This window comes from Streptomyces sp. NPDC013457 (genome assembly GCF_043089925.1).
GTDB lineage: Bacteria > Actinomycetota > Actinomycetes > Streptomycetales > Streptomycetaceae > Streptomyces.
On record NZ_JBICBL010000002.1, the window covers coordinates 316,414 to 340,192 of the forward strand.

Below are 23,779 nucleotides of genomic sequence, written 5' to 3' on the forward strand. Positions count from 1 at the left end.
GCTCAGGCGACGGGCTGCGCGGCGCGCGCGCTCGCGGCCTCGGCGGCCGCCTGCTTCTTCGCGGCGACGCTGTCGGAGACACGGAGCCCGAGGGCGCCGCCGATGATGAGGACGAAGGCGATCACCTTCCAGACGGTCATCGGCTCGTCGTAGATCAGCGTGCCGAAGACGACGGTCCCGACGCCGCCGATGCCGGCCCACACGGTGTAACCCACGCCGACGTCCACGGTCTTCAGCGCCAACGAGAGGGTGAAGATGCCGCAGGAGGCGGCGGCCACGGTGAGCAGGGACGGTCCGAGGCGGGTGAAGCCGTCGGTGGCCTCGGTCGAGAGCGCGAAGACGACCTCGAACAGCGACGAGAACAGCAGCCAGGCCCAGCCGGTGCCGGTGTTCTCAGGCGATGCGTCCTGCGGGGTGGAAGACGACACGGAACGACCCACTCTCCAGTAAGTTGCTTGTACGTGCAAATTCTTCGGAACCGTAGTCGGCCGATGACGGAGCGACTCGGACCAGATGAGGTTGCATGTACATGTACTGTGTTGTCAATCTCCTCAGGAAAGGAGCGTCAGCTCATGGCCGCTTCCCTTGCCGCGTCGTCCGACCAGGCGGTGTGGAGCCGTCTGCTGGTTCTGCACGCCCGTGTGGAGCGGGAGTTGGCGCACGCGCTCCAGCGGCGTCACGGGATCGGCCTCTCGGAGTACCGGGCGCTGGAGTCGCTCTCCCCGGCCGAGGACGGCGAGCTGCGCATGCAGGACCTGGCCGAGCGGATCGGCCTCGGACAGTCGTCGGTGACGCGCCTGGTCGCCCGGCTCGAAGGTGCCGGATTCGCCTTCAAGGACCTCTGTCCTTCGGACAAGCGGGGGGTGTACGCGGTGATCACGGACGAGGGCCGTGAACGGTACGCGGCGGCCCGCTCGACGTACGCGGACGTCCTCTCCTCGGCGCTCAACGCGCTGACGGCCGACCCCGAGTACGCCTCCACGGTCAACTCGCTGCGGGCGGCCGGCGCGTAGCGAGGGCCGACGGCTGGGGGCCCGGACGGGCGATGCCGTCCGGGCCCACCGAGCGTGAGGGGCCGGTGCCCTGAGAGCCCCGGCGCCCTGAGAGCCCCGGTGCGGTGAGATCCCCGGTGCCGTCAGAGGCCGGTGCCGTCAGTGGTCCGCCGGCACCTCGTACAGCGCGACGACCGACGTGAAGATCTCCTCGTCGTTCTGCTCCGCCGTGACCAGCATGCGAGGCCGCCCGTCCAGGTCGCGGGGCAGGGCCTTGGCCGTGACCCAGCACGGCGCGTCGAGCTCGGCGTACCGGCTGAAGTCGCACTGCATGCCGACGACCAGCGTCTGCCGCGGATGCGCCGCCGACTGCGCGGCCTGGCGCGCGGCCTCCAGCAGCAGCATGCCCGGGGCGTGGTCGACGGGGTGGTCGAACAGGACGGGGTGCGAGGTGTCCGTCCGCAGCTGCCAGCGGAGCGGGACGTCGGTGCACGAGAGCACGACGTCCTGGTAGCGGTCGCGGCCCGCCTGCTGCGTGGGGGAGGGCGGCGGCAGCGGCAGGACCCGGGCGTTCGCGCTCTCGATGTCGGCGTACCGGCCGCGCAGCCGCTCGTAGACCGCACGGTCCTGGATCGTGAACCCGGTGCGGGCGGTGGCCAGTCGGCGTCCCCCGCGCTCGGCCGCGACGGAGAGGGTGACGGCCGTCGCCCGTCCCCTGCGGTACTTCACGTCGGAGGCGGTGATGTGGAGCTCCACCTCGGCGTCGGCGCCCCCATCGACCCGCAACGCCTCCGGATCGACGTCCCACCCGAAGTCCCGCCAGAGCAACTGGTGGCCGAAGGGGATGTCGTACGCGCCGTGCGACAGCAACGGCAGGGTCTGGCGCACCGTCTCCGTCAGGAAGAGGGGATCGTGCCGTCCGAACCGGGTCTGGTAGAACGCGTGCTCACGCGGCCATCGGGCGGTGACGGTGAAGGTGTCGACCCCCGTACGGTGCCAGCTCGCGAGGAGCACCTCGGCGGGATTCGTCTTATGGGTGTACGACATCGGCACAGGCACGGGACCGGTGGTCGTCCGGCCTCGCGCAAGGTCTATCGGAAGCACAACAGTTCTCCCCTGACTGTTCCACAACAATTGCGGGGTCGGAGCACTGGTGTCTCGACTGTCCGCTCACATAAGATAGTGGTCACTCTTTTTCTTTGTCGAGGTAATACGAGGTAACGGGCCAGTGGCGGAACACAGGCAGGAACGGGCAATCCGCACGCGGGAGCTGGTGCTCCGGGCCGCAGCGGAAGTGTTCGACGAAGCCGGGTACCTCGGCGCGAGCATCACCAAGATCCTTGAGCGGGCGGGCGTCACGGCGGGTGCCGTGTACTTCCACTTCCGGTCGAAGGAGGGGCTGGCCCGCGCGGTCATCCTCGAACAGGCTGCGGATCTGAAGTTCCCCGAAGGGGAGGGCGGTCTCCAGCAACTCCTGGACATGACCGGCTATCTCGCGGTCGAGATGCAGCGCAACACCCTGCTGCGGGCCGGTGTCCGGCTCGCGGTCGAGCAGGGGGTGGTGGGCAAGCAGGAGTACTCGATCTACGAGTGGTGGGCCGACCGCTTCCACCAGGAGCTGGTCGTGGCCCGCCAGAAGGACCAGCTGCTCGACGGTGCGGACGAGGCCGCGTTCGCGCAGCTTCTGGTCGCCGCGTACACCGGTACGCAGGTCATGTCGCAGCTCTCCACCGGCCGGGCGGACCTGCCCCGCCGCATCGCCGACATGTGGCGATGTCTGCTGCCAGCCCTCGCGCCGGCCTCCGTCATCGCCGGTCTGCGGATCCCCGAGGGCGACACGGTGGGCGCCACGTGAGCCGTCCCCTTCGGGTCGTACTGACCGGAGCGACGGGCTTCGTGGGCTCACGGGTCCTGCACGGACTGACCGCGTCCGCGCGCGAGACCGGTCGCGAGCTCTCGATCCGCGCCCTCGGCCGCTCGGCCCCCGCTCCCGCATCCGCCCCGCCGGGGGTGACCTGGACCCCGGTCGACCTGACGGACCGGCGGTCGCTCCGTACGGCCGCGGGCGGGGCCGACGTGCTCATCCACCTGGCGTCGCGCATCTCCGGCGACGAGGCCCAGTGCGCGGCGGTCAACGTCGAAGGCACGGCGGCCCTGGTCGACGAGGCCGTCCACTGGGGGGTGGACCGCATCGTCCACCTGTCCACCGCCGCGGTCTACGGACCGGGCCCGCACCGCGGGATCGCGGTGGACGAGATCACACCCGCGCCGGTCTCACCCGCCAGCACCACCCGGCTCGCCGGCGAGGCACCGGTGCTGGCCGCCGGCGGAACCGTACTGCGCCCCGGGCTCGTCCTGGGCGCGGGCGACCGCTGGGTCGTCCCCGCCCTCGCGGAGCTGCTCGAACGCGTCCCGGCCCGATGGGACGGCGGCCGCGGGCTGTTGTCCCTGGTGGACGTGGACGACCTGGCGCGCCTGATCACCGCCCTGGCGACGGCACCCGAGGCACCGGCGTCCGGGATCCACCACGCGAGCCACCCCCGCCCCGTCGCCAACGGCGACCTGATGGCGGAACTGGCGGCACTCGACGTCCTGCCCGCGGCCGACGAGGACTGGCCGTGGGAGGCCTGCCTCGACCGACTGCGGTCCACACCCGGCCGTATGAGTGAGCGTCAGTTCTCGCTGCTCGCCCAGGACCACTGGTACGCCTCCGAGGACATCTGGCACACGACGCCCTGCCCCCCGGGCCCGGGCCCCCTGACCCGCCTCGCGGCGGCGGCACCCTGGTACCGCGCCTTCCTCGCCGAACGGAGGGTGGCGGGGGCGGCGCGGTAGCGGGGGCGCAGGACACGGCCCAGGGCCGCCGGGCGTACGCGATCATGACGGAATGGACGCTCGTTTTCTCGGTATCAAGCAGCTGGCCGACACTCCGTCCGTGGCGGTCGTGGTCGACGTCATGCGCGCCTTCACGGTGGCCGCCTGGGCCTTCGCCCAGGGGGCGGAGAAGATAGTCCTCGCCGAATCGCTGGACGAGGCCCTCGCGCTCAAGGCCGACCACCCGGACTGGACGGCCCTCAAGGACGGCCCTCCCGCGCCCGGGTTCGACCTCGTCAACTCGCCCGGCATGCTGCGGTCGACCGACCTCGGCGGACGGACCGTGGTCCAGAAGACCACGGCGGGGACGGTCGGCGCGCTCGCGGTCAAGGACGCGTCGCTGGTCCTGTGCGCGAGCTTCGTGGTGGCGGAGGCGACGGCACGGGTCCTGCGCACGCACGCGTCCCACAGCGTCACGTTCGTGGTCACCGGCGAGGACGGCCGGGCGGACGAGGACCTGGCGTGCGCCCAGTACATAGCCCGCCGCGCCTCCGCCGAGACGACGGATCCCGCCGACTTCCTCCGCCGAGCCGCCGAGTCCCGCGCCGCGGCCGAACTGGCGGAGGGGATACGTCAAGGGGTCCACCCGGACGACGTCGCACTCTGCCTGGAGCTCGACCGCTTCCCCTTCGCCCTGACGGCCACCCCGGAAGGCTCGCTCATGACCCTGCGCGCCCACGCTGGTTGAGCGCTGGGCCCTCGGCCCCGGCGCACTGCGTGCACGTCCTGGGCACACACAGGGCCTCCACCCCTCTCCGGGACGGAGGCCCTCCGTGCGCTCGCCAGGTCAGAACGCGCCGTTCAGCCCCCACCAGTTGCCGTCCGCCATGCCGTGCGCAGCCAGGGCGCCCGTCCCCAGGCCGCGGTAGGTGCGGAGCTCGCCCTGGTGCTCGGGAGAGAGCCGGGGGTCGTTGGCGCCGGTCGACGCCTCGCGGGCGATGACGTCCTCAATCGGCCGAGGCGGTGCTGCAACGGGAGGCGGTCGCAGCTCAGATGCGAGGCGGAAGGGGCGGCAGGGAAGCCAGGGCGCTTGCCGAACAGGGCCTGTGGGAGCGGATGGGCCCCATGGCGAGGTCCCGGTGACGGTGGCCACGGAGGCCGGGATGATCGTCCTGTGGGACTCGCAGTGGTTCGCGGCCGTCGTCGATGACGACGGCTGGGAGGACGAACTCCTCGAGGACGAGGACATCGTCCGGCACATCCAGGCGGGTGCCCTCGTTCCGCTCACGTGTGCCCTGGTTCCGCTCATTGTCGGCGGCGACGGCGCGTTCGGTGTTCTGGTCCGGTCGGGCACCGAGGCCGCGCCGGCCGGGTTGACCGAGCGGAGACGGCCCACCGGCTGGTGGCTTCCCGTCCCTACCTCTTCGTCTCCCACGGCCGCGCACTGGTCAGCGGCATCGAGCACGTCAGTGGGGACGTCTCGGGCGGTGTGGTCGAGCACCCCGTGCCCGAGGGCCGCCCGCCGTACCGTGGTCGTCCACCTGATCGACTGGCAGGCCGAAGCCGGAAGCCAGGACGAGACCGGGAAGCCCCTTCCAGGAGCCCTGCCGGACTTCGTGGTGCTGATCAATCATGCTCAGCCCGGTCGGGACACCTGTCGGACCGCGGTGCAGACGTTCGAGGCCCCGAACGGCTGAGTGCATCGGGTGCGCCGTCCGTTCGCCCAGAACCGGCCATGACCAGCAAAAAGACCCTCCCGAAGGAGGGTCTGTGGTGGAGCGCCCCCGGCAGGACTCGAACCTGCGGCCAAGTGCTTAGAAGGCACCTGCTCTATCCACTGAGCTACGGGGGCCGGGTGGTGGACCGGTGGCCGGGAGCCCCTGGTGGGTGGGGCGTGGCCTGCCGGGTCAAGGATAGGGCTCCGATCGCCTTGGCCCGGTTGCTTCACCTGCGTGGCACGATGTGGAGGTTCGGTGAAGCGGAACGATAATCGCAGGCAGGTGCGATTCGCGCAGTGTTTTTCACGCCACTTCGGCCGGGTGTTGTGCACTCGTTATGCCTGAGGTCCCTGTCGTCAGCTGTTCGGTCGGCGCGCAGGGCCCTTATACGCTTCAAAAAGGCTCCAAAATTGGGCATTCTTCGCATGTGGTGACCTTGGACGAACGGCCTCAGCTGATCGACGCACTCTCCGCCCTGCGCGACTGTGTCGCCGCCGTGCGTCTCCCACTCCCTCTCCCTGGCGCTCCACGCGCCCGACAGACCCGGGCCGAGCTGCTCGCACAGCTCGACGACTATCTGGTGCCCCGGCTGAAGGACCCCGACGCCCCCCTCCTCGCCGTCGTCGGCGGATCCACCGGGGCGGGGAAGTCCACCCTCGTCAACTCCCTTGTGGGGCGGCGCGTCAGTGAGGCCGGGGTACTCCGGCCCACCACCCGTACGCCCGTGCTCGTCTGCCACCCCGACGACCACCACTGGTTCGCCGGGATGCGGGTCCTGCCCCAGCTCACCCGCGTCTGGCTGCCCCAGCAGGACGACGACGGCCAGGCCGAGGAGCCCCCCGAGGAGAACGCGCTCCGCGTCGAGACCTCCTCCGCCCTCGCCCCCGGCCTCGCCCTCCTCGACGCCCCCGACATCGACTCCCTGGTCGTCGAGAACCGGCTGCTCGCCTCCGAGTTGATCTGCGCCGCCGACATCTGGGTCATGGTCACGACCGCCTCGCGGTACGCCGACGCCATCCCCTGGCATCTGCTCCGTACCGCCAAGGAGTACGACGTCACGCTCGTCACCGTCCTCGACCGCGTGCCGCACCAGATCCTCGGCGAGATCTCACGCCAGTACGAGGCCCTGCTCGACAAGGCCGGGCTCAGGGACGTACCGCGGTTCACCATCCCCGAGCTGCCCGAGTCCGCGGGCGTCGGCAGCGGGCTGCTGCCCGACAGCGCCGTCGCCCCCCTGCGTGCCTGGCTCGCCCACAGCGCCCAGGACCCCGCCGCGCGCCAGCAGGTCATCGGCCGCACCGCGTCCGGTGTCATCGCCTCCCTCGACCGCCGCATGCCCGAACTCGCCTCCGCGGTCGCCGCCCAGTACGCCGCCGCCGTCCGGCTCGGCGGCGCCGTCGAGGCCGCGTACACCGAGCAGGGCGAACGCGTCCGGCAGCAGGTGGGCCGCGGCGCCGTACTGGCGGGCGACGCCCGCACCCGCTGGCGCGGCTACCCCCGCGACAGCACCGCCGACGAACTCCTCGACGCCCTCGTCGAGTCGCTCGCCGCCCTGCTGCAGTGCGCGGTCGCCGCCGCCGACGAGCGCGTACTGGAGTCCTGGCGCCGCGAACCCGCCGCGGCCGCCCTCACCGCCGCGCGGGCCGCCCCCGACCGGGAGGCGGCCGAACGGATCGAGATGACGGTACGGCGCTGGCGCCGCGAACTCGAAGAGCTGGCCGAGGAGGAGCTGCGCAGCACGGAGCGGCCCGGGACCGCCCGTACCGCCGCACCCGAGACCGACACCGTCGCCGCCCTCCTCGCCGCCGCCCTCCTCGGCGGCCGCCGAACCCGCGGCGCCGGCGAACGACTGGCCGAACTCCTCGGCGCCCAAGCCGCCCTGCGCCTGCGCGACACGGGCGGCGCGCTGGTCAGGACGTACCTCGACCGCGCCCTGCACACCGAACGCGACCGGCGCCTCGCCCCCCTCGAAGCCCTCGACGTGACCCCCGAGCCGCAGGCGGAGCTGATCGCCGCGCTCTCCGTACTGCAGAAGGAGAAGTGAGGACCGGTGAGCAGCAGCACGGTGGACGACCGCGCGGACGACCGCTGGGACGACGGCCTGATCGCCCGGCGGGCCGCCGAGCGTGAACGGGCCCAGGAAGGCGAGGAGACCCTCGCCGAGGAGGCGGAGGACAGCCTTCCGCCGCTGGGCGGGCAGTACGGAGGCTCCCTGCGCACCCGGCTCGACGCCCTGCACGAACTCGTCGGCCTCTCCCGTACGCGACTGGCCAACGAGACGCTCGCCGAGGCTGGACGCGTCCTCGACGAGGCAACCGCACGCCAGCGGCTCTCCGCGCACCACACCGTCGTGGCGATCGCCGGGCCCACCGGCAGCGGCAAGTCGACGCTCTTCAACGCCCTCGCCGGCGTGCCCGTCTCCGAGACGGGCCTGCGCCGCCCCACCACCTCGGCGCCCATCGCGCTGAGCTGGTCCGAGGGTTCCGCCGGACTCCTCGACCGGCTCGCCGTCCCCGGCCGGCTCCGGCGGCGGCCCCTCGCGGGCGGGGCCGCCGACGAGGACCTGCAGGGCCTCGTCCTGATCGACCTGCCCGACCACGACTCGGCCGTCACCACCCACCGCGACCAGGTCGACCGGGTCCTCGGTCTGGTCGACGCCGTGATCTGGGTCGTGGATCCGGAGAAGTACGCCGACGCGGTGCTCCACGAGCGCTATCTGCGCCCGCTCGCGGGCCACGCCGAGGTCACCTTCGTGGTCCTCAACCAGATCGACCGGCTGGGCGGCGAGGCCGCCGACCTCGTCCTGGACGACCTGCGCCGCCTTCTGGACGAGGACGGCATGGCCCTCGGCGAACACGGCGAACCCGGCGCCACCGTCCTCGCTCTCTCCGCGCTCACCGGCGACGGAGTGGGCGAACTGCGCGAACTGCTGGGCCGGTTCGTCACGGAGCGGACCGCGCCCGCGCTCCGGCTCTCGGCCGACGTCGACGCGGCCGCCTCCCGGCTCCGGCCCGCGTACGTCTCCGACGGCCAGACCGGTCTGGGGGAGCGGGCGCGGGAGGAGTTCGCCGCCCGGCTCGCCGTCGCCGTCGGCGCCCAGGCGGCGGGCGAGGCCGCCGAACGCGTCTGGCGCCGCAGCGCCATCCGCGCCTGCGGCACGCCCTGGCTGCGGCTCTACCGCTGGTACGAACGGATGCGCGCGCACGGCTCCACCGACCCGCGGCTCCAGACACCGCTGGAGGACGAACTCACGGCGCGGCAAAGGGTGGAACAGGCCGTACGGGTCGTGGCCGACGACGCCACGCGCGGGCTCCCGGCGCCCTGGGCGCAGGCCGTGCGCGAGGCGGCCGCCAGGGGAGCCGACGGGCTGCCCGAGGCGCTCGACGAGCTCACCGCGTCCATCGGCGATCCGGCGGCCCGGCCGCCGCGGCCCGCCTGGTGGCCCGCTGCCGTCCTGGCGCAGGTCCTGATGACGCTGCTGCAGGTCTTCGGCGCGCTCTGGCTGGTCGGCCAGATCGTCGGAGTCGTGGAGCCGGGGCTGCTGCCGCCCGTCCTCATCATGCTCGGCGGCATCGTCGGCGGCCCGCTGGTCGAATGGGCGTGCGCGGCGGCGGTGAAGGGGCCGGCCCGGCGGTACGGGCAGGAGGCCGAACGGAAGTTGCGCGAGGCGGCGGCCGCGTGCGGACGGGCACGGGTGCTGGATCCGATCTCGGCGGAGCTGATGCGCTACCGGGAGGTGCGCGACCAGTTCGTGACGGTGTCGGGGACGCGTACGGGGGCCCGGGTGACGCGGCTGGGCGGCGGGATCGGCGGCATCGGTGGCGTCGGCGGAGTCGGCGGCAGTGCGCGGTGGGGTGGTACGAGGGCGGGCGCCCGGCTGCGGTGAGGGCGCGGGAGGGTGCGGTGAGGGTGTGGTGAGGGCGCGAACTCACCCCTGCGGGTGGCGGAGTTCTCCCCAGCCCCGCGCCCGTCCACAGGCCGGAGCGGGGTTCCGTCGGCCGGTGAAGGATGGAACCGGCCGACGCGCACCGAAGGCGCTTCGGCAACGGGGAGGGGCGGGACATGAACGACACGATGGTGACGCTGGTCGGGAACGTGGCGACGAGCGTGGAGTACCGGGAGACGGCGACGGGCGGGGTGGCCCGGTTCCGGTTCGCGGTGACGGCGCGCCGCTGGGACCGGGAGCGGGGGACCTGGTCGGACGGACACACCAGCTTCTACACGGTGTTCGCGTGGCGGGCGCTCGGAGCCAACCTCGCCGCGTCGGTCTCGGTGGGCGAGCCCCTGGTGGTGCACGGCCGGTTGCGGGTGCGTGAAGAGGAGGGGGACGACCGGCAGGAGGGCCGCCGCAGGACGTTCGTGGACATCGACGCACTGGCGGTGGGCCACGATCTGACGCGCGGTACGGCGGCCTTCCGCAGGGTGGTGAAGGGCGAGACGCGCACGACGGAACGTCAGGGGAACGGTGGAGAGGGGGGTGTTGAACGGGACCCGTGGGAGACGGCGGACGTCCCGAAGACCCTGGAACCCGTGGCCTGACCTGGACTTGTGGGGATTTGTCGACTCCGTGACCATCGATCCTCCGCTTAACGGACACCTCTCATAACGATTCCGAGTCGGAATGGTTATCAGACTGTATGCGGGGGCATCAGGGTCTTCCCCGTCCATAGGATTCGCGGGTACTCATACGGGACTTGAGTCATCACTTGAGTCGACAGTTGAGTCAACCGGGTCTGTGAATCTGCTGGCGATGCGCTCCCCCCACGTGTCACGTCTGACCTACGGCACGGAGCCGCTCGCCCGGAGGGGAAATTCATGTTTTCAGTTCGGAGGCGTGGCGCTGCCCGCCTTGCCGCCGCGACCGTGGTCTCTGGCCTCGTCGCCGCGGGTGCGATAGCCGTTGCGGGACCGGCGCTCGCCGACGATGGTGACGGCACCGGTGGCGCGACCGCCACGCTGGGCGACCTCACCGTCTTCGACGCCGTCAAGATCAAGGGCAAGGGCGAGTACAACGCCGGCCTGTTCACGATGGAGGTTGCGTCCGGCGGTTCGCTGCAGACCTACTGCATCGACCTGTACACCGGTGCCAAGACGGGCCAGGAGTACAAGGAGGTCGGCTGGGACCAGTCCTCCCTCCACAACAACAAGAACGCCGGCAAGATCCGCTGGATCCTCCAGAACTCTTACCCGCAGGTGAACGACCTCGACGCCCTCGCGAAGAAGGTCGGCGCGAAGAAGCTCACCGAGAAGACCGCCGCCGCCGCGACGCAGGCTGCGATCTGGCACTTCTCGGACAACGCGGATGCCAAGCCGGTCAACAAGAACGCCCAGAAGCTCACCGAGTACCTGGAGAAGGAGGCGGTGAACCTGGAGGAGCCCAAGGCCTCCCTCAGCGTCTCCCCGGCCTCGGTCGCCGGTAAGTCGGGCGAGCGCCTCGGCCCGATCACGGTCGACACCAACGCCGCCTCCGCCGCCGTCTCCCTGACCCCGGGCGCGCCCGCCGGCGTCAAGCTGGTCGACAAGGACGGCAAGGTGGTCACCAATGTCGTCAAGGGTGACCAGGTCTTCTTCGACATTCCGGCCGGCACGGCCGACGGCGCCGCCGAGCTGACCGTCCAGGCCGACACGACGGTCCCGATCGGCCGCGCGTTCGTCTCCACCAAGGTCAAGAGCCAGACCCTGATCCTTGCGGGCACCAGCAAGTCCAGCGTCACCGCGAAGGCCACCGCCACCTGGGCGAAGAAGGGCGCGATCCCGGCCGTCACGGTCGAGAAGAACTGCGCCAAGGGCGGCCTGGACGTCACGGCGTCCAACGAGGGTGACGAGGACTTCACCTTCGAGGTGAAGGGTCAGAAGGTCACCATCGCCGGCGGCCAGTCCAAGACGGTCCTGGTCCCGCTCGCCGAGGACGAGGCCTACGACTTCACGATCACCGGCCCGAACGGCTTCGAGAAGAACTTCAAGGGCGTTCTCGACTGCAAGACGGCCACCCCGGGCCCGCTCCCGACGGAGACTCCGTCGACCGAGCCGTCCGTCACCACCCCGCCCACCGAGGGCACGGCCGGCGGCTCCACCACCGGCTCCACCACCGGTGGCGGCGACCTCGCCGAGACCGGTAGCTCCAACGCCACCCCGATGATCGCCGGCATCGCCGCGCTCCTCGTGGTTCTCGGCGGCGGCGCGGTCTTCTTCCTCCGCAAGAAGAAGACGGCCGGCCAGTAAGAGCCCGGTAGTACACCGGTAGTACCACCGGCCCCGGTGCGCGATCAGCGCACCGGGGCCGTCGTGCGTCCACCCACCGGGTGGGGGGTGTCAGTGCTTGAGGGTGATCGTGAAGCGCCTCGTGCCCGGAGCGATCGTCTCGGCGTGTACCGAGCCACGGGCCCGGTCGAAGACCCCGGTGCCGCCGGTGATCCCGTTGTCGAACGAAGGGGGCGGACCCGGGTTGAGAATGCCGAACACCATCCCCTGTACGGAGAGCTGGCCGCCCGGAAGGGTGTAGGTCACGACGCACACCTCCGCTCCGCCGTTCTCGACCCGGGTGGTGTCGCAGGTGCCGCCGGTCTCGCCGACCTCCTTGCCGTCCGCGTCGAAGAGGACCGAGCGGAAGACGGTCCGGTCGCCCTGGGCGGGGCTGCCGCCGGGGTTGACGGGGAAGCGCGTCTGCTGCGCCAGCTTGCCGGTGAGTGTGATGACCCGGTCCTTGTTCTTGGCCTGGGCGGATCCGGTGTCTGTCGTGGCGGCCGCGACAGGGGTGGCGGCGAGAAGGGTGACCAGCGCGGTGGCCAGGCCGAAACGGGCTGCTCTGAGGGGACGCATCGTGTGACTCCCGAGGTTGCTGCTCATGGATGCTCCGTTGGCATATTCATAACCTCGGCTCCGTCACCGCCCGGAGCGCCCCGGCGCGACCCACCGGCAGATCCGACCGGTCGGACCAACCCGGTCGCGCGGGGCTCAGGGCGGTCCGTGGCCACCCGCCGTGACCGGATCGCTACGAGGGTGATCGGCGAAGCCGCAGGTCACGGGTTCCGCGTGGTACTGGTTTCCATCGAGGGGTGGCGGTCAGGCAAGATGGGGTGTATCTGCCCACTCACTCTTTGCCGGACGGTTTCTCTTGGCTGAGTACATCTACACGATGCGCAAGACGCGCAAGGCGCACGGCGACAAGGTCATCCTCGATGACGTGACGCTGAGCTTCCTGCCCGGTGCGAAGATCGGTGTGGTCGGCCCGAACGGTGCCGGTAAGTCCACCGTCCTCAAGATCATGGCCGGCCTTGAGCAGCCGTCCAACGGTGACGCCTTCCTGTCGCCCGGCTACACCGTCGGCATGCTCCTCCAGGAGCCCCCGCTCGACGAGAGCAAGACCGTCCTGCAGAACGTCCAGGACGGCGCCGCCGAGATCATGGGGAAGCTTCACCGCTTCAACGAGGTCGCCGAGCTCATGGCGACCGACTACTCGGACGCGCTCATGGAGGAGATGGGCAAGCTCCAGGAGGACCTGGACCACGCCAACGCCTGGGACCTGGACGCGCAGCTGGAGCAGGCCATGGACGCGCTGGGCTGCCCGCCCGGTGACTGGCCCGTCACGAACCTCTCCGGTGGCGAGAAGCGCCGCGTGGCGCTCTGCAAGCTCCTCCTGGAGGCCCCCGACCTGCTGCTCCTCGACGAGCCCACCAACCACCTGGACGCCGAGTCCGTGCTGTGGCTGGAGCAGCACCTCGCCAAGTACCCCGGCACCGTCGTCGCCGTCACCCACGACCGGTACTTCCTCGACAACGTCGCCGAGTGGATCCTCGAGCTCGACCGCGGTCGCGCCCACCCCTACGAGGGCAACTACTCCACCTACCTCGACACCAAGGCCACCCGCCTCAAGGTCGAGGGCCAGAAGGACGCCAAGCGCGCGAAGCGTCTGAAGGAAGAGCTCGAGTGGGTGCGGTCCAACGCCAAGGGGCGTCAGGCCAAGTCCAAGGCCCGTCTCGCTCGCTACGAGGAGATGGCCGCCGAGGCCGACAAGATGCGGAAGCTGGACTTCGAGGAGATCCAGATCCCGCCGGGCCCGCGCCTGGGCTCCATCGTCGTCGAGGTCGAGAAGCTCTCGAAGGCCTTCGGCGACAAGGTCCTCATCGACGACCTGTCCTTCACCCTGCCCCGTAACGGCATCGTCGGCGTGATCGGCCCGAACGGCGCCGGCAAGACCACGCTCTTCAAGATGCTCCAGGGTCTGGAGACCCCGGACTCCGGCAGCGTCAAGGTCGGCGAGACCGTCAAGATCAGCTACGTCGACCAGAGCCGCGCCAACATCGACCCCAAGAAGACGCTGTGGGCCGTCGTCTCCGACGAGCTGGACTACATCAACGTCGGCCACGTCGAGATGCCGTCCCGCGCCTACGTGTCGGCCTTCGGCTTCAAGGGCCCGGACCAGCAGAAGCCCGCCGGTGTCCTCTCCGGTGGTGAGCGCAACCGCCTGAACCTCGCGCTCACCCTGAAGCAGGGCGGCAACCTGCTGCTCCTCGACGAGCCGACCAACGACCTCGACGTCGAGACGCTCTCCTCCCTGGAGAACGCCCTGCTCGAGTTCCCGGGTGCGGCCGTGGTCATCTCCCACGACCGCTGGTTCCTCGACCGGGTCGCGACGCACATCCTCGCGTACGAGGGCGAGTCGAAGTGGTTCTGGTTCGAGGGCAACTTCGAGTCCTACGAGAAGAACAAGATCGAGCGCCTCGGTGCGGACGCGGCCCGTCCGCACCGCGCCACGTACAAGAAGCTGACCCGAGGCTGAGCGTGCGCCACATCTACAGCTGTCCCCTGCGCTGGTCGGACATGGACGCCTTCGGGCACGTCAACAACGTCGTCTTCCTGCGGTACCTGGAAGAGGCGCGGATCGACTTCATGTTCCGGCTGGCGCCGGGCGACGGTTCGCCGTCGTTCTCCGGAGGGTCCGTCGTGGCCCGGCACGAGATCGACTACGTACGGCCGCTGGTGCACCGGCACCAGCCGGTCACCATCGAGTCGTGGGTCACGAAGATAGGCGCGGCGTCGCTGACGATCGCGTACGAGATCAAGGACCCGGAAGTGACGTACGTCCGGGCCTCGACGATCGTCGTCCCCTTCGACCTGGAGGCTCAGCGGCCGCGTCGTATCTCCGCCGAGGAGCGGTCGTTCCTCGAGGAGTACATGGACGACGGGATGACTGCCGCCGCATGATCGCGCCGCTGCACTTCGCCGACGCCCGGGAGGCGGCGGACCTCGCCGCCTTCCTGGCCCGGCTGATCCACTACGACCGCGCCGCCGCCGTCCGCCTCCAGGCCGGGGGCGGCGCGCTCGCGGTGTTCGGACGGCCGCCGTCGTTCGAGGTGCTGGCGATCCGTACGGCACGGCTCGTCGACGACGTGGATCTGGACGTCACCGTCTCCGCCGGCGAACTGCTCGAGGGTGTCGAGGAGTCGGCCGGCAAGGCCGTCGTCCCCGACGCCGTCACCGGCCCGCCGTGGGCCGGTGTCCTGCCGCCGCGCGGCGGCTGGGAGCCGGTCGAGGGACTGCCGGTCGCGGAGCGGCTGCGCGGCGCGGTCGCGGCGGCGGTCGCCGAGTTCCGGTCGCGGGACGAGGAGTTGCCGCAGGAGCGGCGGACGCGGGCGGAGCGGGACCGGATCGGTCGCGAGATCTGGTCGCGGACCGTCGCGGAGACCGGGCTTCCGCTGCGCGCGGTGCACGCGGCGCAGTCGCTGGGCTTCCTGCCGGGTGAGGGGGTGCCGGTGGCGCTGCTCGCCTCGGGCCCGTGGCTCCGGCTCCGTACGCCCTACGGCTCGATAGCGGTACGGACGGCCCCCTCGTCCCTTCTCCTCGCCCCCGCCTAGGGCGCGCGACCCGGCCTCCTCGCGAGCGTGATCAGCGAGGTCAGTGCCGACAGGGTCAGGAGGACCGTCGGGATCACCGGGGAGCCGGGGGACACGTTCTCGCTCGCCAGGACCGGGTCCTGGCGGTGCGTGGGGTCGTACGCGATGCGGATCGTTCCGCCCTCGGACGCCGCCCTGCTCTCGGCGGTGAACTCCGCCGGGTAACCGCCGGGGCAGTCCACCGTGTGGTGGAAGAGTGTCCTGGGCCGGGGCGCCCCCTCGCCGAAGGACGGATGGTGGGTCACCCTCACCTCGCCCACCACGGCACAGGCGACGACCTCGCTCCGGGGCGAGGAGTCCCGCACCTCCACCCAGACCGCCGCCAGGCCGGCCACCATCAGCAGGACCGCGAGGCAGCCGCCGCCCGCGCGGAAGAGCGCGTTGCAGGCGACCAGGGCGGCGACGGTCAGGGCGACCCCGACCAGCACGGCGACCGCGGTCGGCGTCGCCGAACGGTGGAGGCTCCAGTCTGCCCACAGGTACAGCAGCGCCCCCGCGCCCAAGGGCACCGCCACCGCCCCGAGATACGACAACACCTTCCCCACGAGCCACCCCCGCCCCTCCCGTTCACCCGTTCGCGTCGTCCGGCCACACCCCGATGTGGTCCTGCTCAAGCTCCAGCATCACGCGGTGCTCCATGCCCAGGGACGCCGTGTACTCCGCCGGGAGTTGCAGCCGGCCCGCGCGGTCGAGCATCGCGTACTCGCGGGAGACCAGGGACTCCTGGCCCTCCGCGTCCACCTCGGTGCGGCGCAGCACCTCCGAGGAGGTGCGGCCGTCGCGGATGGCGACCGTGCGGCGGACCTCGGAGGCGACGGCCTGGTCATGGGTGACGATCACGATCGTCGTGCCCAGTTCCTCGTTGGCGCGGCGGAAGGCCGCGAAGACCTGCTCGCCCGTCGCCGAGTCCAGCTCGCCGGTCGGCTCGTCGGCGAGGAGCACCGAGGGGTTGTTCGCCAGCGCGACCGCGATGGCGACCCGCTGCTGCTGACCGCCGGACATCTGGTGCGGGCGCCGGTCCCGGCAGTCCGCGACCTCCAGCATCGCGAGCAGCTCCTCCGCCCGCTCCGCCTTCCTCGCCCGGCTGGACCGCCCCCGCAACTGCATCGGCAGCGACACGTTCTGAGCCGCCGTCAGATATGACAGCAGGTTGCGGGAGGTCTGCTGCCACACGAACCCCACCACGTCCCGCCGGTACCCGAGCCGTGCCTTCGCGTCCATGGCGAGCAGATCGCGCCCCGCGACCTTGGCCGCCCCCGCCGTCGGCACGTCCAGGCCCGCCAGGATGTTCATGAGCGTCGACTTGCCGCTGCCCGAGGCCCCCACCAGGGCCATCAGCTCGCCCTCCCGCACCAGGAGATCGAGGCCCTGGAGGGCCTGCACCTCCACCCCGTCCGCCGTGAAGATCCGGACGAGCCGGTCGCAGGCGATGAGGGCGTCGTGCCCGAACGAGGGCCGGTGGCGGTGCGCCGTCGCCCGCTGCTCCAGCTCCGCCAGAGTGGTGTCGGTCGTCGTCATCGTGCGTCTCCTGCCCTGAGTTCCCTGATCGGTTCGCCGCGCGCCGACCACCACGCCTGAAGGACCGCCGCCAGGCCCGTGAGCACCACCACGCCCACCGCCGGGAGCGCCAGCGACCAGCCGTCCACCCGCAGCGGGGCGCTGTCGAGCGATGCGAGCCCGGGCGCCGCCGCGAGCGCGAGCCGGACGAGGTCCACCCCCGGGGCGAGCAGCAGGATCGTCGCCCAGCCCACGAGCACGCCGCCGGCCGATGCGAGCAGCGCCTGCGGCAGCGCTTCGAGACCGAGGAGCCGCCGGCCCTGCCGCCGGGTCAGGCCCATCGTCCGCAACCGGGCGAGGAGCACGGCCCGTTCCGGGGCCGCCTGCAGCAGCGACAGCAGGACGGCGAGAACGGCGTAGCCCGCGCCCGCCCCGATCGCCGCCAGATAGATCCGTTCTGCGCCCGCCTGCATCGGCGAGTCCACGTACGCGGCCCGCTGCTCGGTCCGCAGCACCACGGAGAAGTCACGGGACGCCGCCGTGACCACGTCCCGCAGCGCGTCCCCCGACACCGACGGACCGGAGGCCAGCAGCACGGTGTCGGCCCGGTTGGTCAGGTCGGCCGCGTTCACCAGCAGGAAGTCCTGCTCGGGCAGGGCCGGCGTGGCGGTCCGTACGCCCACGATCCGTACCTTGAACGAACCGGCCGCCGCCGTGATGCCCTGCGGTTCCGGGCCCAGCCGCTCGGCGACCGCGGGCGAGGCGATCGCCGGAAGCACCCGCTCCGGGTCGTCCTCCCCGCCCGTTCCGGTGGACTTCAGCAGCTCGGCGGGGAACGGTCCGAAGCCGGTCCGCGCGGCGAGCCGGGTGTACGACTCCGGCTCCACCCCCACCAGCGGTGCGGACCGCAGCTCGGTCGCCGGGCCCGTCCCGGTGGTCGGCAGCGTCACGCCGTACTCGACCTGCACCGTGGCCACGTCCTTCACCCCCGCCGTCCCGCGCACCGCCTCCGCGAGCCCGTCCGGCAGCGGCACCGCGTCGGCGTCCCCCGTCACCCGGGCGTCAGCGCCCGTCTCCAGGAGCGCCGCCCGGTCCCGCGCGTCGGCCACCCCCGCGAGCACCGAGCCGCCGAACGCGGCCGTCGTCAGCGCCACCAGGAGCGCGAGCAGCGGCAGCGCACCCGTCGCCGAGGAGCGCCCGGCGCGGGCGAGCGAGAGATGGCCGACCACCCCGCGCAGCCTGCGCGCCGGACGCGCCGCCCACCGCAGCGGCAGCGGATACAGCCGTACGAGGACGAGGGCGGCGATCAGCGCGACGAGTACCGGCGCCGAACTGACCAGATGGTCGCCGGAATCCTCCGTACCGCGTCGGCGCAGCGCCACCACCGCGCCGACGGCCAGCGCGAGGAGGGTGAGTTCGGCGACCGTACGGCCCCGGGAGGGGCGGGCGGCGATCAGATCCTCGCGCCCGCCGTGGGCGAGCGGCCTGCGGTGCAGGACCAGCGCGCGCAGCGGCAGCGCGAGGGTGGCGAGCAGCGCGACGGCGCCGGCCGCGGTCAGCGCGGGGCCCCAGCGGCCCTCGGGGAGGGCGAGGGTCGCGAGCAGCAGACCGAGACCGGCGGCCGGCAGGGCCAGGACCGCCGTCTCGCCGAGCAGCCGGACGCCGATCCCGGCGAGCGAGCCGCCGCGTGAGCGCAGCAGTGCCAGCTCGGCGGTGCGCCGGGCGGCGGACAGCCCGCCCGTCATGGCGAGCACGACAGCCGCGACCGCGCCGATGCCGAAGGCGGCGACGGCGACGACCGGCGCGATCGCCGACCGCATGCCACCGTATGCCGTGACGACGTCGTCGAGACCGGTGGTGACCGTGCCGAACGGGCCGATCACCTCCCGGGCCTCCGTCAGATCGGGGCCGCCCGTGAGCGAGGCCACCGCCCGGCTCAGACGCGGCTCGTCCTGCGCGGTGAGATGGCCGCCCACGGGCGCGAGCCGCCAGTACAGTTCGGGCTCGCCCAGGCTCTCCTGGAGCAGGGGCCCACCCTCCGGGGGCAGCAGCAGCGCGGCCTGCCAGAAGTACTTCGTCTCGATGCCGCCGAGCTTCATCGCGTACGCGGGGGTCCGCAGGAGGGTCTCGACCGACCAGTAGGCGCCCTGCGGGCGCACCGGCTCCACGATGCCCGTGACGGTCACGGCCAGGGGGACCGATCCGTACCGGTTCGGCACATGGATCACCGAACCGACTTTCAGACGAAGGGACTTCGCCGTCTCGGCGGTGACGGCCGCCTCGCTGGTCAACGCGGCCGTATCCGCCTTCGCCGGCAGCCGGCCCTCGCGTACCTTCGTGTGCTCGGCCAGCGCCGAGGGGGTGGCGAGGATGAACTCCGGGGGCAGCCCGTACGGCTGCGGGAGCCACCGGTCGATACCGGCGACCCACTTGGTGGTGCGCACGCCGTGCACCGACTCCGCCGGGTCGACGCGCAGCGGATCGGGGAGCAGCCGCTCCAGCCGGGCCCGTTGCCGTGCCTGGCCGTCGGGGCCCGGGTCGGCCGCCTGCCCGCCCGACGGATCGTCGGGCCGGAGCATCGGTGCCGTGAACTCCAGCACCGTGTTGCGCGGGGCCGCCCCGGCGAGGTCGTGCCGCAGGCCCTCGGACTCGTACGTGTCGACGGACCGGGGGAGCGCGGCGGCGAGGAACGCGGTGACCAGGACGAGGAACGCGAAGGCCCATGCCGTTCCCGGAGCGACCCGCAGCCGGGTCCGCACCCAGGGCGCCACGGCGCGGGCGGGCGTGCGGGGCATGACGGCTGCCTTTCTGGCGGGTGGGGGAGAGGAGACCGGCGGGGTCGGCGCCGCGCCGTCGGCGGGGGGCGGGCCGTCCGCGCCGCGCGTCACCGCTCCCCCTGGTGCCGCAGGGTCACGGCCGGGTCGGTGCGGCGCAGCGCGATCGCGGCGACGATCACAAGCGGCAGCGCGGCGACCCCGGCGAGCAGCAGGGCCACGTGCCCGGGAGGCAGTTGGACGAGGACCCGCGGGACGGGCTGCGTCGCCTGGCCGGTCAGCACGATCAGGGGGACGACGGCCCGGGTCAGCACGGTGCCGAGCGCCGCTCCCGCCAGCAGACCGATCCCGACCAGCAGGCCCTGCTCGGCGGCGATCAGCCGGGCCAGCCGGCGGCGCGGGGCGCCCAGCGCCCGCAACACCCCGAACTCCGCGGACCGTTCACGCGTCGAGCCGGCCGCGCTCACCGCGAAGCCGACCGCCGCGAGCGCCGCCGCGGCCACCGCGACCGCCATCAGCGCCGCGTTCGGGCCCGCGCCGAGCGGATCGCCGAGCAGCTCGGCCGCCGCCTCGTCCCGGACGAGCACCTGCGTCGGGTCGGTGTCGGGCCGGGCTCGCACGGCCCGCGCCACGTCGTCGGCGCGGCCGGGCGCGGTCGCCAGCCACCACTCGGTGGGCTGGAGGGCGGCGGTGGGGTCGGCGGTGAGGAACCGGTTCGCCGCCTGCAGGTCGACCAGGAGCGCGCCCCCGTCGTCGGGCGTGGCGGACGGGGCGGACGGGGCGGACACGGCCCCGGACCCGGCGCCGGTGGTCGGCAGCTCCCGTACGGTCCCGACGATCGTCACGCGCAGGTGCACGCTGCCGAGGGCCACGTCGACCCGGTCGCCCCGCTTCGCCCCCGAGGCCGCAAGGAACGCGTCCGTCGCCACGCCGCTCAGCGTCGCGGGCGGCGTGGTGCGCGGCGCGCTGATCCGCAGCCCGAAGTCCTTCTGCGCGGACGGAACCAGCGGCTCCGCCAGTCCGGTCGTGAAGCCGACCTCGTACGGCGTCGTACCGGCGGACCGTCCGGCCGTCGCGACCGGGCCGCGGGTCTCGCCACCGCCGCTCTCCTGGTAGCCGGCATGCCAGGAGGCGAGGGAACGGACGGCGTCGACCGGACGCTCCGCGCCGTCCCCGTGGCGGGAGAGGAGCCGCTCGACGGCGAAGGACTGCTTCCCGTCCCGCCCGTCCGTGACCGTCCCGTCCAGCTCCACGCCCGTCAGCGTCAGTGGGCCGACGGGCGTGCTCCGGGCCTCGCCCGGGGCGCCCAGGTCGAGGGTGAGCCGGTGCGGACGGCCGTCGGCGGGCAGCGGCCCGAGGACGCGCCGGTACGGAACGCCGTACGGGTCCTCCACGACCACCGTCACCTGCGCCGGGGCCGCGCCGCGCGGCGCCGTGCGCCGCAGGTCGAACGCCAGGCCCGTGCTGTCGGCCGGCAGCACGATCCCCGGGCGCGGACCCGCCTCCGGGGTGAGGGAGGCGAGCAGCTCCCGGGCCGGGGAGGCCGCGAGGTCCTCGCGGAGCAGGAAGCCGTCGGCCGCGTGCCGGGTGTCCAGGGCGAGGACGGTCGCGGTGCGGTTGCCCGCGAAGCTCGTCGTGGCCCGGTGGGCGGGGGCGACCGAGCGGACCCCCGGCAGGGCCGCGAACTGCCCGGCCCGGGACGGTTCTGCGCCGCCGGCGCTCAGGACCCGCAGCTCCGTTCCGGTACGGAAGTCGGCCCGGTCCTGCTGCGAGCGGTCCCAGGAGGCGCTCTGTCCGACGGCGAGCATGCCCATCGCGACGGCGAGGACGAGCAGCAGCACAGGACCCGCGCCGCGCAGCGGGCGACGGCTGAACTGCCAGCCCGCGAGCGCGACCGGGAGCCCGCGCCCGCTCGCCGCCCGCCGCTCGGCGAGCCGGGCGGCGGGCGGCAGAAGCCGCAGGGTCAGGACCGTGCCGGCGAGCAGCGCGAGCGCGGGCGCGGCGACGAGCAGCGGATCGACGCCGAGGGAACCCCCGCGGTCGCCACTGAGCGCACCGCTGCCCGTGCCACCGCCGGAGCCGCCGGTCTGCCGGTCGAGCTGCCAGTAGGCCACGGCGGCGACCGCGAGCAGGCCGATGTCCGCCCCGGCCCGCACGGGCGCGGGCAGCGCCGCCGCACGCCCCTTGCGCAGGGTGACGGTCCCGTCGTCCCCGGCTCCCAGCGCGGGGGCCACGACGGCGGCGGCGCAGCACACGGCGACGAGCGCCGCGACCAGCCAGACCTGGCCGAGCGGGACGTCGTCGAGCCGCACGCCGAGCGCGTCGAGCGAGGCCCGGCCCGCGAGCAGCCGGGTCAGCGGACCGGCGAGCAGCGGGGCGATCACGGCCGCCGGCAGGGCGAGCAGCAGGGCCTCCGCGGCGGCGAGCGCCGCGATCCGGCGACGTGAACCACCACGGGCCCGCAGCACCGCGGTCTCGACGGACCGCTCGGAGCTGAGCAGCCGGGCGACGAGCAGGAGGGCGTACGAGGCGAGCAGCACCAGCTGTACGGCGACGATCATGAGCGTGGACCGGGAGACCAGCAGGGCCCGCTCGGTCTGCTCCAGGACGGTCGGCAGCGCGGTGTGCGCGCTGACGGCGCCGCCGAAGGGGGCCGTGTCGGCGATCAGGGCCTGCGGCCCGGCCGTCGCGGAGATGCGCAGCGCGTCCATGCGGGCGGTGGTGACACCGGTGAAGTCGGCGGCGGCCAGCCAGGCCGTCTCACCGGAGGTGACCCGCCCGGCACGGAGCACGGCGGGGTCGACGAGCAGGGGACCGTACGTCGTGAAGTCGACGGTCTTCACACCGCGCCCGCCCGCGGGGTCCAGCTGCCAGTACAGGTCGGTGGCGTCGGCGGGCCGGTACAACCCGGTGACCCGGGCCCGCACCGGCTTCCCGCCGAACCGGTCGGCGAGGTCGAGCACGGTTCCCGCTCCGATCCGCAGCCGTCTGGCGGCCTCCTCGGGCACCGCCACGTCGACCGCGGCGCCGCGGGTGTCGCCCGGCCACCCGCCGCTGACGAGCGCGAGCCGCGAACGGTCGAGGACCGCGAAGTGGGTGAGGTCGGGCTGGCCCAGGCGCGCGGCGGTGCTCTGCAGGGTGCGGGGCAGCGCGTACGGACCGGAGCGTTCCAGCTTCCGTACGGTCACCGGCAGACCGTCGAAGGTCCGGGCCGCCGCCTCGTGCGTGGCGGTGTCGGCGCTCTCCCGCCTGGCCGGCGGGACCTGCCCGGTCACCACCAGCGCGGCGGACGGCGCGGCCCGGCCCCGCAGCGTGCCCTGGAGGGCGGCGTCGCCGACGGAGCCCGAGAACGCGGCGAGGGTCGCGAGCACGGACGTGGTGAGCAGCACGGCGAGGAGTGCCGCGGCGAGCAGCAACCGGTGCGCCCGCACACGCAGCAGTACGAACCCGGTCACGCATCCCCCGAACCCCGCCGAAACGTTCCTCCGATGCTTTCAGAGGGCACGTGCCGGTGGAAACCGCTTGCGCGAGGACCTTGACTGGATTGTGACCGTTATCCGGGGGTCACGTTCCGGAATGCGCTCCGGAAGGCGTCATTCCGCGGTGTTCACCATCGAGGCCGCCGCGTACGTCAGGTACTTCCACAGCTGGCTCTCGTGCTCCGGCGCCAGGCCGAGTTCGTCCACGGCCTCGCGCATGTGCCTCAGCCAGGCGTCGTGCGCCGCCTGGTCGACCGTGAACGGGGCGTGCCGCATCCGCAGCCGCGGATGCCCGCGGTTGTCGCTGTACGTGCGGGGGCCGCCCCAGTACTGGATCAGGAAGAGCACGAGGCGCTCCTCGGCCGGGCCGAGGTCCTCCTCCGGGTACATGGGCCGCAGCAGCGGGTCCTCCGCGACTCCCTGGTAGAAGCGGCGGACGAGACGCCGGAAGGTCTCCTCGCCACCCACCTGCTCGTAGAAGGTCTGCTCCTGAAGTGTGCCGCGCGGAATCTCCATCACGGTTCCATCGTCTCAGATGCCCCGACCGAGGACCGGAGGTCTAGGACCTCTCCCAGGACCGCTCGCCTCCCCACCGCCCGCGCAGGACAGTGG

At 72.7% G+C, this 23,779-nt stretch carries 20 protein-coding genes and 1 tRNA gene; 12 read left to right on the top strand and 9 right to left on the bottom strand.

Features of this window, described 5'->3' with window-relative positions; genetic code table 11:
* Positions 1 to 2: 2 nt before the first annotated feature.
* Entirely contained in the window at positions 3 to 428 is a 426-nt protein-coding gene (locus tag ACF1G2_RS06985; protein ID WP_391797266.1) for a DMT family transporter, read from the bottom strand.
* A 144-nt stretch (positions 429 to 572) separates the two neighbouring features.
* Here ACF1G2_RS06985 and ACF1G2_RS06990 point away from each other — a divergent pair, with 144 nt between their 5' ends.
* Complete coding sequence (locus ACF1G2_RS06990) at positions 573 to 1,013, top strand: MarR family winged helix-turn-helix transcriptional regulator (protein ID WP_391797267.1); 441 nt, start codon at positions 573 to 575, stop codon at positions 1,011 to 1,013.
* 138 nt (positions 1,014 to 1,151) lie between these two features.
* Here the strand turns inward: ACF1G2_RS06990 and ACF1G2_RS06995 are convergent, their stop codons facing one another.
* Positions 1,152 to 2,039: a ScbA/BarX family gamma-butyrolactone biosynthesis protein gene (locus ACF1G2_RS06995; RefSeq protein ID WP_391797268.1), complete on the bottom strand. Its 888-nt coding sequence runs from the start codon at positions 2,037 to 2,039 to the stop codon at positions 1,152 to 1,154.
* Between the two features lie 181 nt (positions 2,040 to 2,220).
* On the opposite strand from ACF1G2_RS06995, the gene ACF1G2_RS07000 reads away from it, so the two are divergent.
* The 4 genes from ACF1G2_RS07000 (at position 2,221) to ACF1G2_RS07015 (ending at position 5,503) form a co-directional block, all read left to right on the top strand.
* Positions 2,221 to 2,847, top strand: a complete 627-nt coding sequence (locus ACF1G2_RS07000) for a ScbR family autoregulator-binding transcription factor (RefSeq protein WP_391797269.1) — start codon at positions 2,221 to 2,223, stop codon at positions 2,845 to 2,847.
* Positions 2,844 to 3,827 (top strand): NAD-dependent epimerase/dehydratase family protein, encoded by a 984-nt coding sequence (locus ACF1G2_RS07005; RefSeq protein WP_391797270.1) that lies wholly within the window; start codon positions 2,844 to 2,846, stop codon positions 3,825 to 3,827. The genes ACF1G2_RS07000 and ACF1G2_RS07005 overlap by 4 nt, the downstream gene beginning before the upstream one ends.
* A 52-nt stretch (positions 3,828 to 3,879) precedes the next feature.
* On the top strand, positions 3,880 to 4,554 hold the full coding sequence (locus tag ACF1G2_RS07010) for a 2-phosphosulfolactate phosphatase (RefSeq protein ID WP_391797271.1): 675 nt from the start codon (positions 3,880 to 3,882) through the stop codon (positions 4,552 to 4,554).
* Between the two features lie 391 nt (positions 4,555 to 4,945).
* Complete coding sequence (locus ACF1G2_RS07015) at positions 4,946 to 5,503, top strand: hypothetical protein (protein ID WP_391797272.1); 558 nt, start codon at positions 4,946 to 4,948, stop codon at positions 5,501 to 5,503.
* Between the two features lie 82 nt (positions 5,504 to 5,585).
* Here ACF1G2_RS07015 and ACF1G2_RS07020 read toward each other — a convergent pair.
* Positions 5,586 to 5,658: transfer RNA gene (locus ACF1G2_RS07020), tRNA-Arg, on the bottom strand.
* 302 nt (positions 5,659 to 5,960) lie between these two features.
* Here ACF1G2_RS07020 and ACF1G2_RS07025 point away from each other — a divergent pair.
* The 4 genes from ACF1G2_RS07025 to ACF1G2_RS07040 all read left to right on the top strand — a co-directional run bounded on the left by ACF1G2_RS07025 (position 5,961) and on the right by ACF1G2_RS07040 (position 11,746).
* Positions 5,961 to 7,568 (top strand): dynamin family protein, encoded by a 1,608-nt coding sequence (locus tag ACF1G2_RS07025; protein ID WP_391797273.1) that lies wholly within the window; start codon positions 5,961 to 5,963, stop codon positions 7,566 to 7,568.
* Between the two features lie 6 nt (positions 7,569 to 7,574).
* Positions 7,575 to 9,410 (top strand): GTPase, encoded by a 1,836-nt coding sequence (locus ACF1G2_RS07030; protein ID WP_391797274.1) that lies wholly within the window; start codon positions 7,575 to 7,577, stop codon positions 9,408 to 9,410.
* Between the two features lie 176 nt (positions 9,411 to 9,586).
* Positions 9,587 to 10,063, top strand: coding sequence for a single-stranded DNA-binding protein (locus tag ACF1G2_RS07035; protein WP_391797275.1), 477 nt, complete (start codon positions 9,587 to 9,589; stop codon positions 10,061 to 10,063).
* Between the two features lie 276 nt (positions 10,064 to 10,339).
* A complete protein-coding gene (locus ACF1G2_RS07040; protein ID WP_391797276.1) occupies positions 10,340 to 11,746 on the top strand; it encodes a Cys-Gln thioester bond-forming surface protein in 1,407 nt (468 codons plus the stop codon).
* Positions 11,747 to 11,836: 90 nt separating this feature from the next.
* Here the strand turns inward: ACF1G2_RS07040 and ACF1G2_RS07045 are convergent, their stop codons facing one another.
* Positions 11,837 to 12,370 (bottom strand): hypothetical protein, encoded by a 534-nt coding sequence (locus tag ACF1G2_RS07045; RefSeq protein ID WP_391797277.1) that lies wholly within the window; start codon positions 12,368 to 12,370, stop codon positions 11,837 to 11,839.
* A gap of 268 nt (positions 12,371 to 12,638) precedes the next feature.
* On the opposite strand from ACF1G2_RS07045, the gene ettA reads away from it, so the two are divergent.
* From ettA to ACF1G2_RS07060, 3 genes are read left to right on the top strand one after another with little or no spacing between them, the layout of a single operon-like run.
* The gene (gene ettA / locus ACF1G2_RS07050; RefSeq protein ID WP_391797278.1) at positions 12,639 to 14,303 is read left to right on the top strand and encodes an energy-dependent translational throttle protein EttA; all 1,665 of its coding nucleotides are present in this window, start codon (positions 12,639 to 12,641) and stop codon (positions 14,301 to 14,303) included.
* A 2-nt stretch (positions 14,304 to 14,305) separates the two neighbouring features.
* Positions 14,306 to 14,728 carry an acyl-CoA thioesterase gene (locus ACF1G2_RS07055; protein WP_391797279.1) on the top strand — a complete coding sequence of 141 codons (423 nt, stop codon included), beginning with the start codon at positions 14,306 to 14,308 and terminating at the stop codon, positions 14,726 to 14,728.
* Positions 14,725 to 15,378, top strand: a complete 654-nt coding sequence (locus tag ACF1G2_RS07060) for a hypothetical protein (RefSeq protein ID WP_391797280.1) — start codon at positions 14,725 to 14,727, stop codon at positions 15,376 to 15,378. Before ACF1G2_RS07055 ends, ACF1G2_RS07060 begins: the two co-directional genes overlap by 4 nt.
* On the opposite strand, the gene ACF1G2_RS07065 is transcribed toward ACF1G2_RS07060, so the two are convergent.
* The 5 genes from ACF1G2_RS07065 to ACF1G2_RS07085 all read right to left on the bottom strand — a co-directional run bounded on the left by ACF1G2_RS07065 (position 15,375) and on the right by ACF1G2_RS07085 (position 23,686).
* Positions 15,375 to 15,932, bottom strand: coding sequence for a hypothetical protein (locus tag ACF1G2_RS07065; RefSeq protein ID WP_391797281.1), 558 nt, complete (start codon positions 15,930 to 15,932; stop codon positions 15,375 to 15,377). The genes ACF1G2_RS07060 and ACF1G2_RS07065 overlap by 4 nt on opposite strands.
* 52 nt (positions 15,933 to 15,984) lie before the next feature.
* On the bottom strand, positions 15,985 to 16,935 hold the full coding sequence (locus ACF1G2_RS07070) for an ABC transporter ATP-binding protein (protein WP_391797282.1): 951 nt from the start codon (positions 16,933 to 16,935) through the stop codon (positions 15,985 to 15,987).
* Positions 16,932 to 19,709 carry an FtsX-like permease family protein gene (locus tag ACF1G2_RS07075; RefSeq protein ID WP_391797283.1) on the bottom strand — a complete coding sequence of 926 codons (2,778 nt, stop codon included), beginning with the start codon at positions 19,707 to 19,709 and terminating at the stop codon, positions 16,932 to 16,934. Before ACF1G2_RS07075 ends, ACF1G2_RS07070 begins: the two co-directional genes overlap by 4 nt.
* A gap of 89 nt (positions 19,710 to 19,798) precedes the next feature.
* Entirely contained in the window at positions 19,799 to 23,143 is a 3,345-nt protein-coding gene (locus ACF1G2_RS07080; protein ID WP_391797284.1) for an FtsX-like permease family protein, read from the bottom strand.
* Between the two features lie 138 nt (positions 23,144 to 23,281).
* A complete protein-coding gene (locus tag ACF1G2_RS07085) occupies positions 23,282 to 23,686 on the bottom strand; it encodes a globin (RefSeq protein ID WP_391797285.1) in 405 nt (134 codons plus the stop codon).
* Positions 23,687 to 23,779: the final 93 nt, after the last annotated feature.

Bases quoted from the DNA above. Each gene is read 5' to 3' on its own strand.
- ACF1G2_RS06990 (WP_391797267.1), top strand. From the start codon at position 573: ATGGCCGCTTCCCTTGCCGCGTCGTCCGACCAGGCGGTGTGGAGCCGT.
- ACF1G2_RS06995 (WP_391797268.1), bottom strand. From the start codon at position 2,039: ATGTCGTACACCCATAAGACGAATCCCGCCGAGGTGCTCCTCGCGAGC.
- ACF1G2_RS07010 (WP_391797271.1), top strand. From the start codon at position 3,880: ATGGACGCTCGTTTTCTCGGTATCAAGCAGCTGGCCGACACTCCGTCC.
- ACF1G2_RS07035 (WP_391797275.1), top strand. From the start codon at position 9,587: ATGAACGACACGATGGTGACGCTGGTCGGGAACGTGGCGACGAGCGTG.
- ACF1G2_RS07040 (WP_391797276.1), top strand. From the start codon at position 10,340: ATGTTTTCAGTTCGGAGGCGTGGCGCTGCCCGCCTTGCCGCCGCGACC.
- ACF1G2_RS07045 (WP_391797277.1), bottom strand. From the start codon at position 12,370: ATGAGCAGCAACCTCGGGAGTCACACGATGCGTCCCCTCAGAGCAGCC.
- ACF1G2_RS07060 (WP_391797280.1), top strand. From the start codon at position 14,725: ATGATCGCGCCGCTGCACTTCGCCGACGCCCGGGAGGCGGCGGACCTC.
- ACF1G2_RS07070 (WP_391797282.1), bottom strand. From the start codon at position 16,935: ATGACGACGACCGACACCACTCTGGCGGAGCTGGAGCAGCGGGCGACG.
- ACF1G2_RS07075 (WP_391797283.1), bottom strand. From the start codon at position 19,709: ATGCCCCGCACGCCCGCCCGCGCCGTGGCGCCCTGGGTGCGGACCCGG.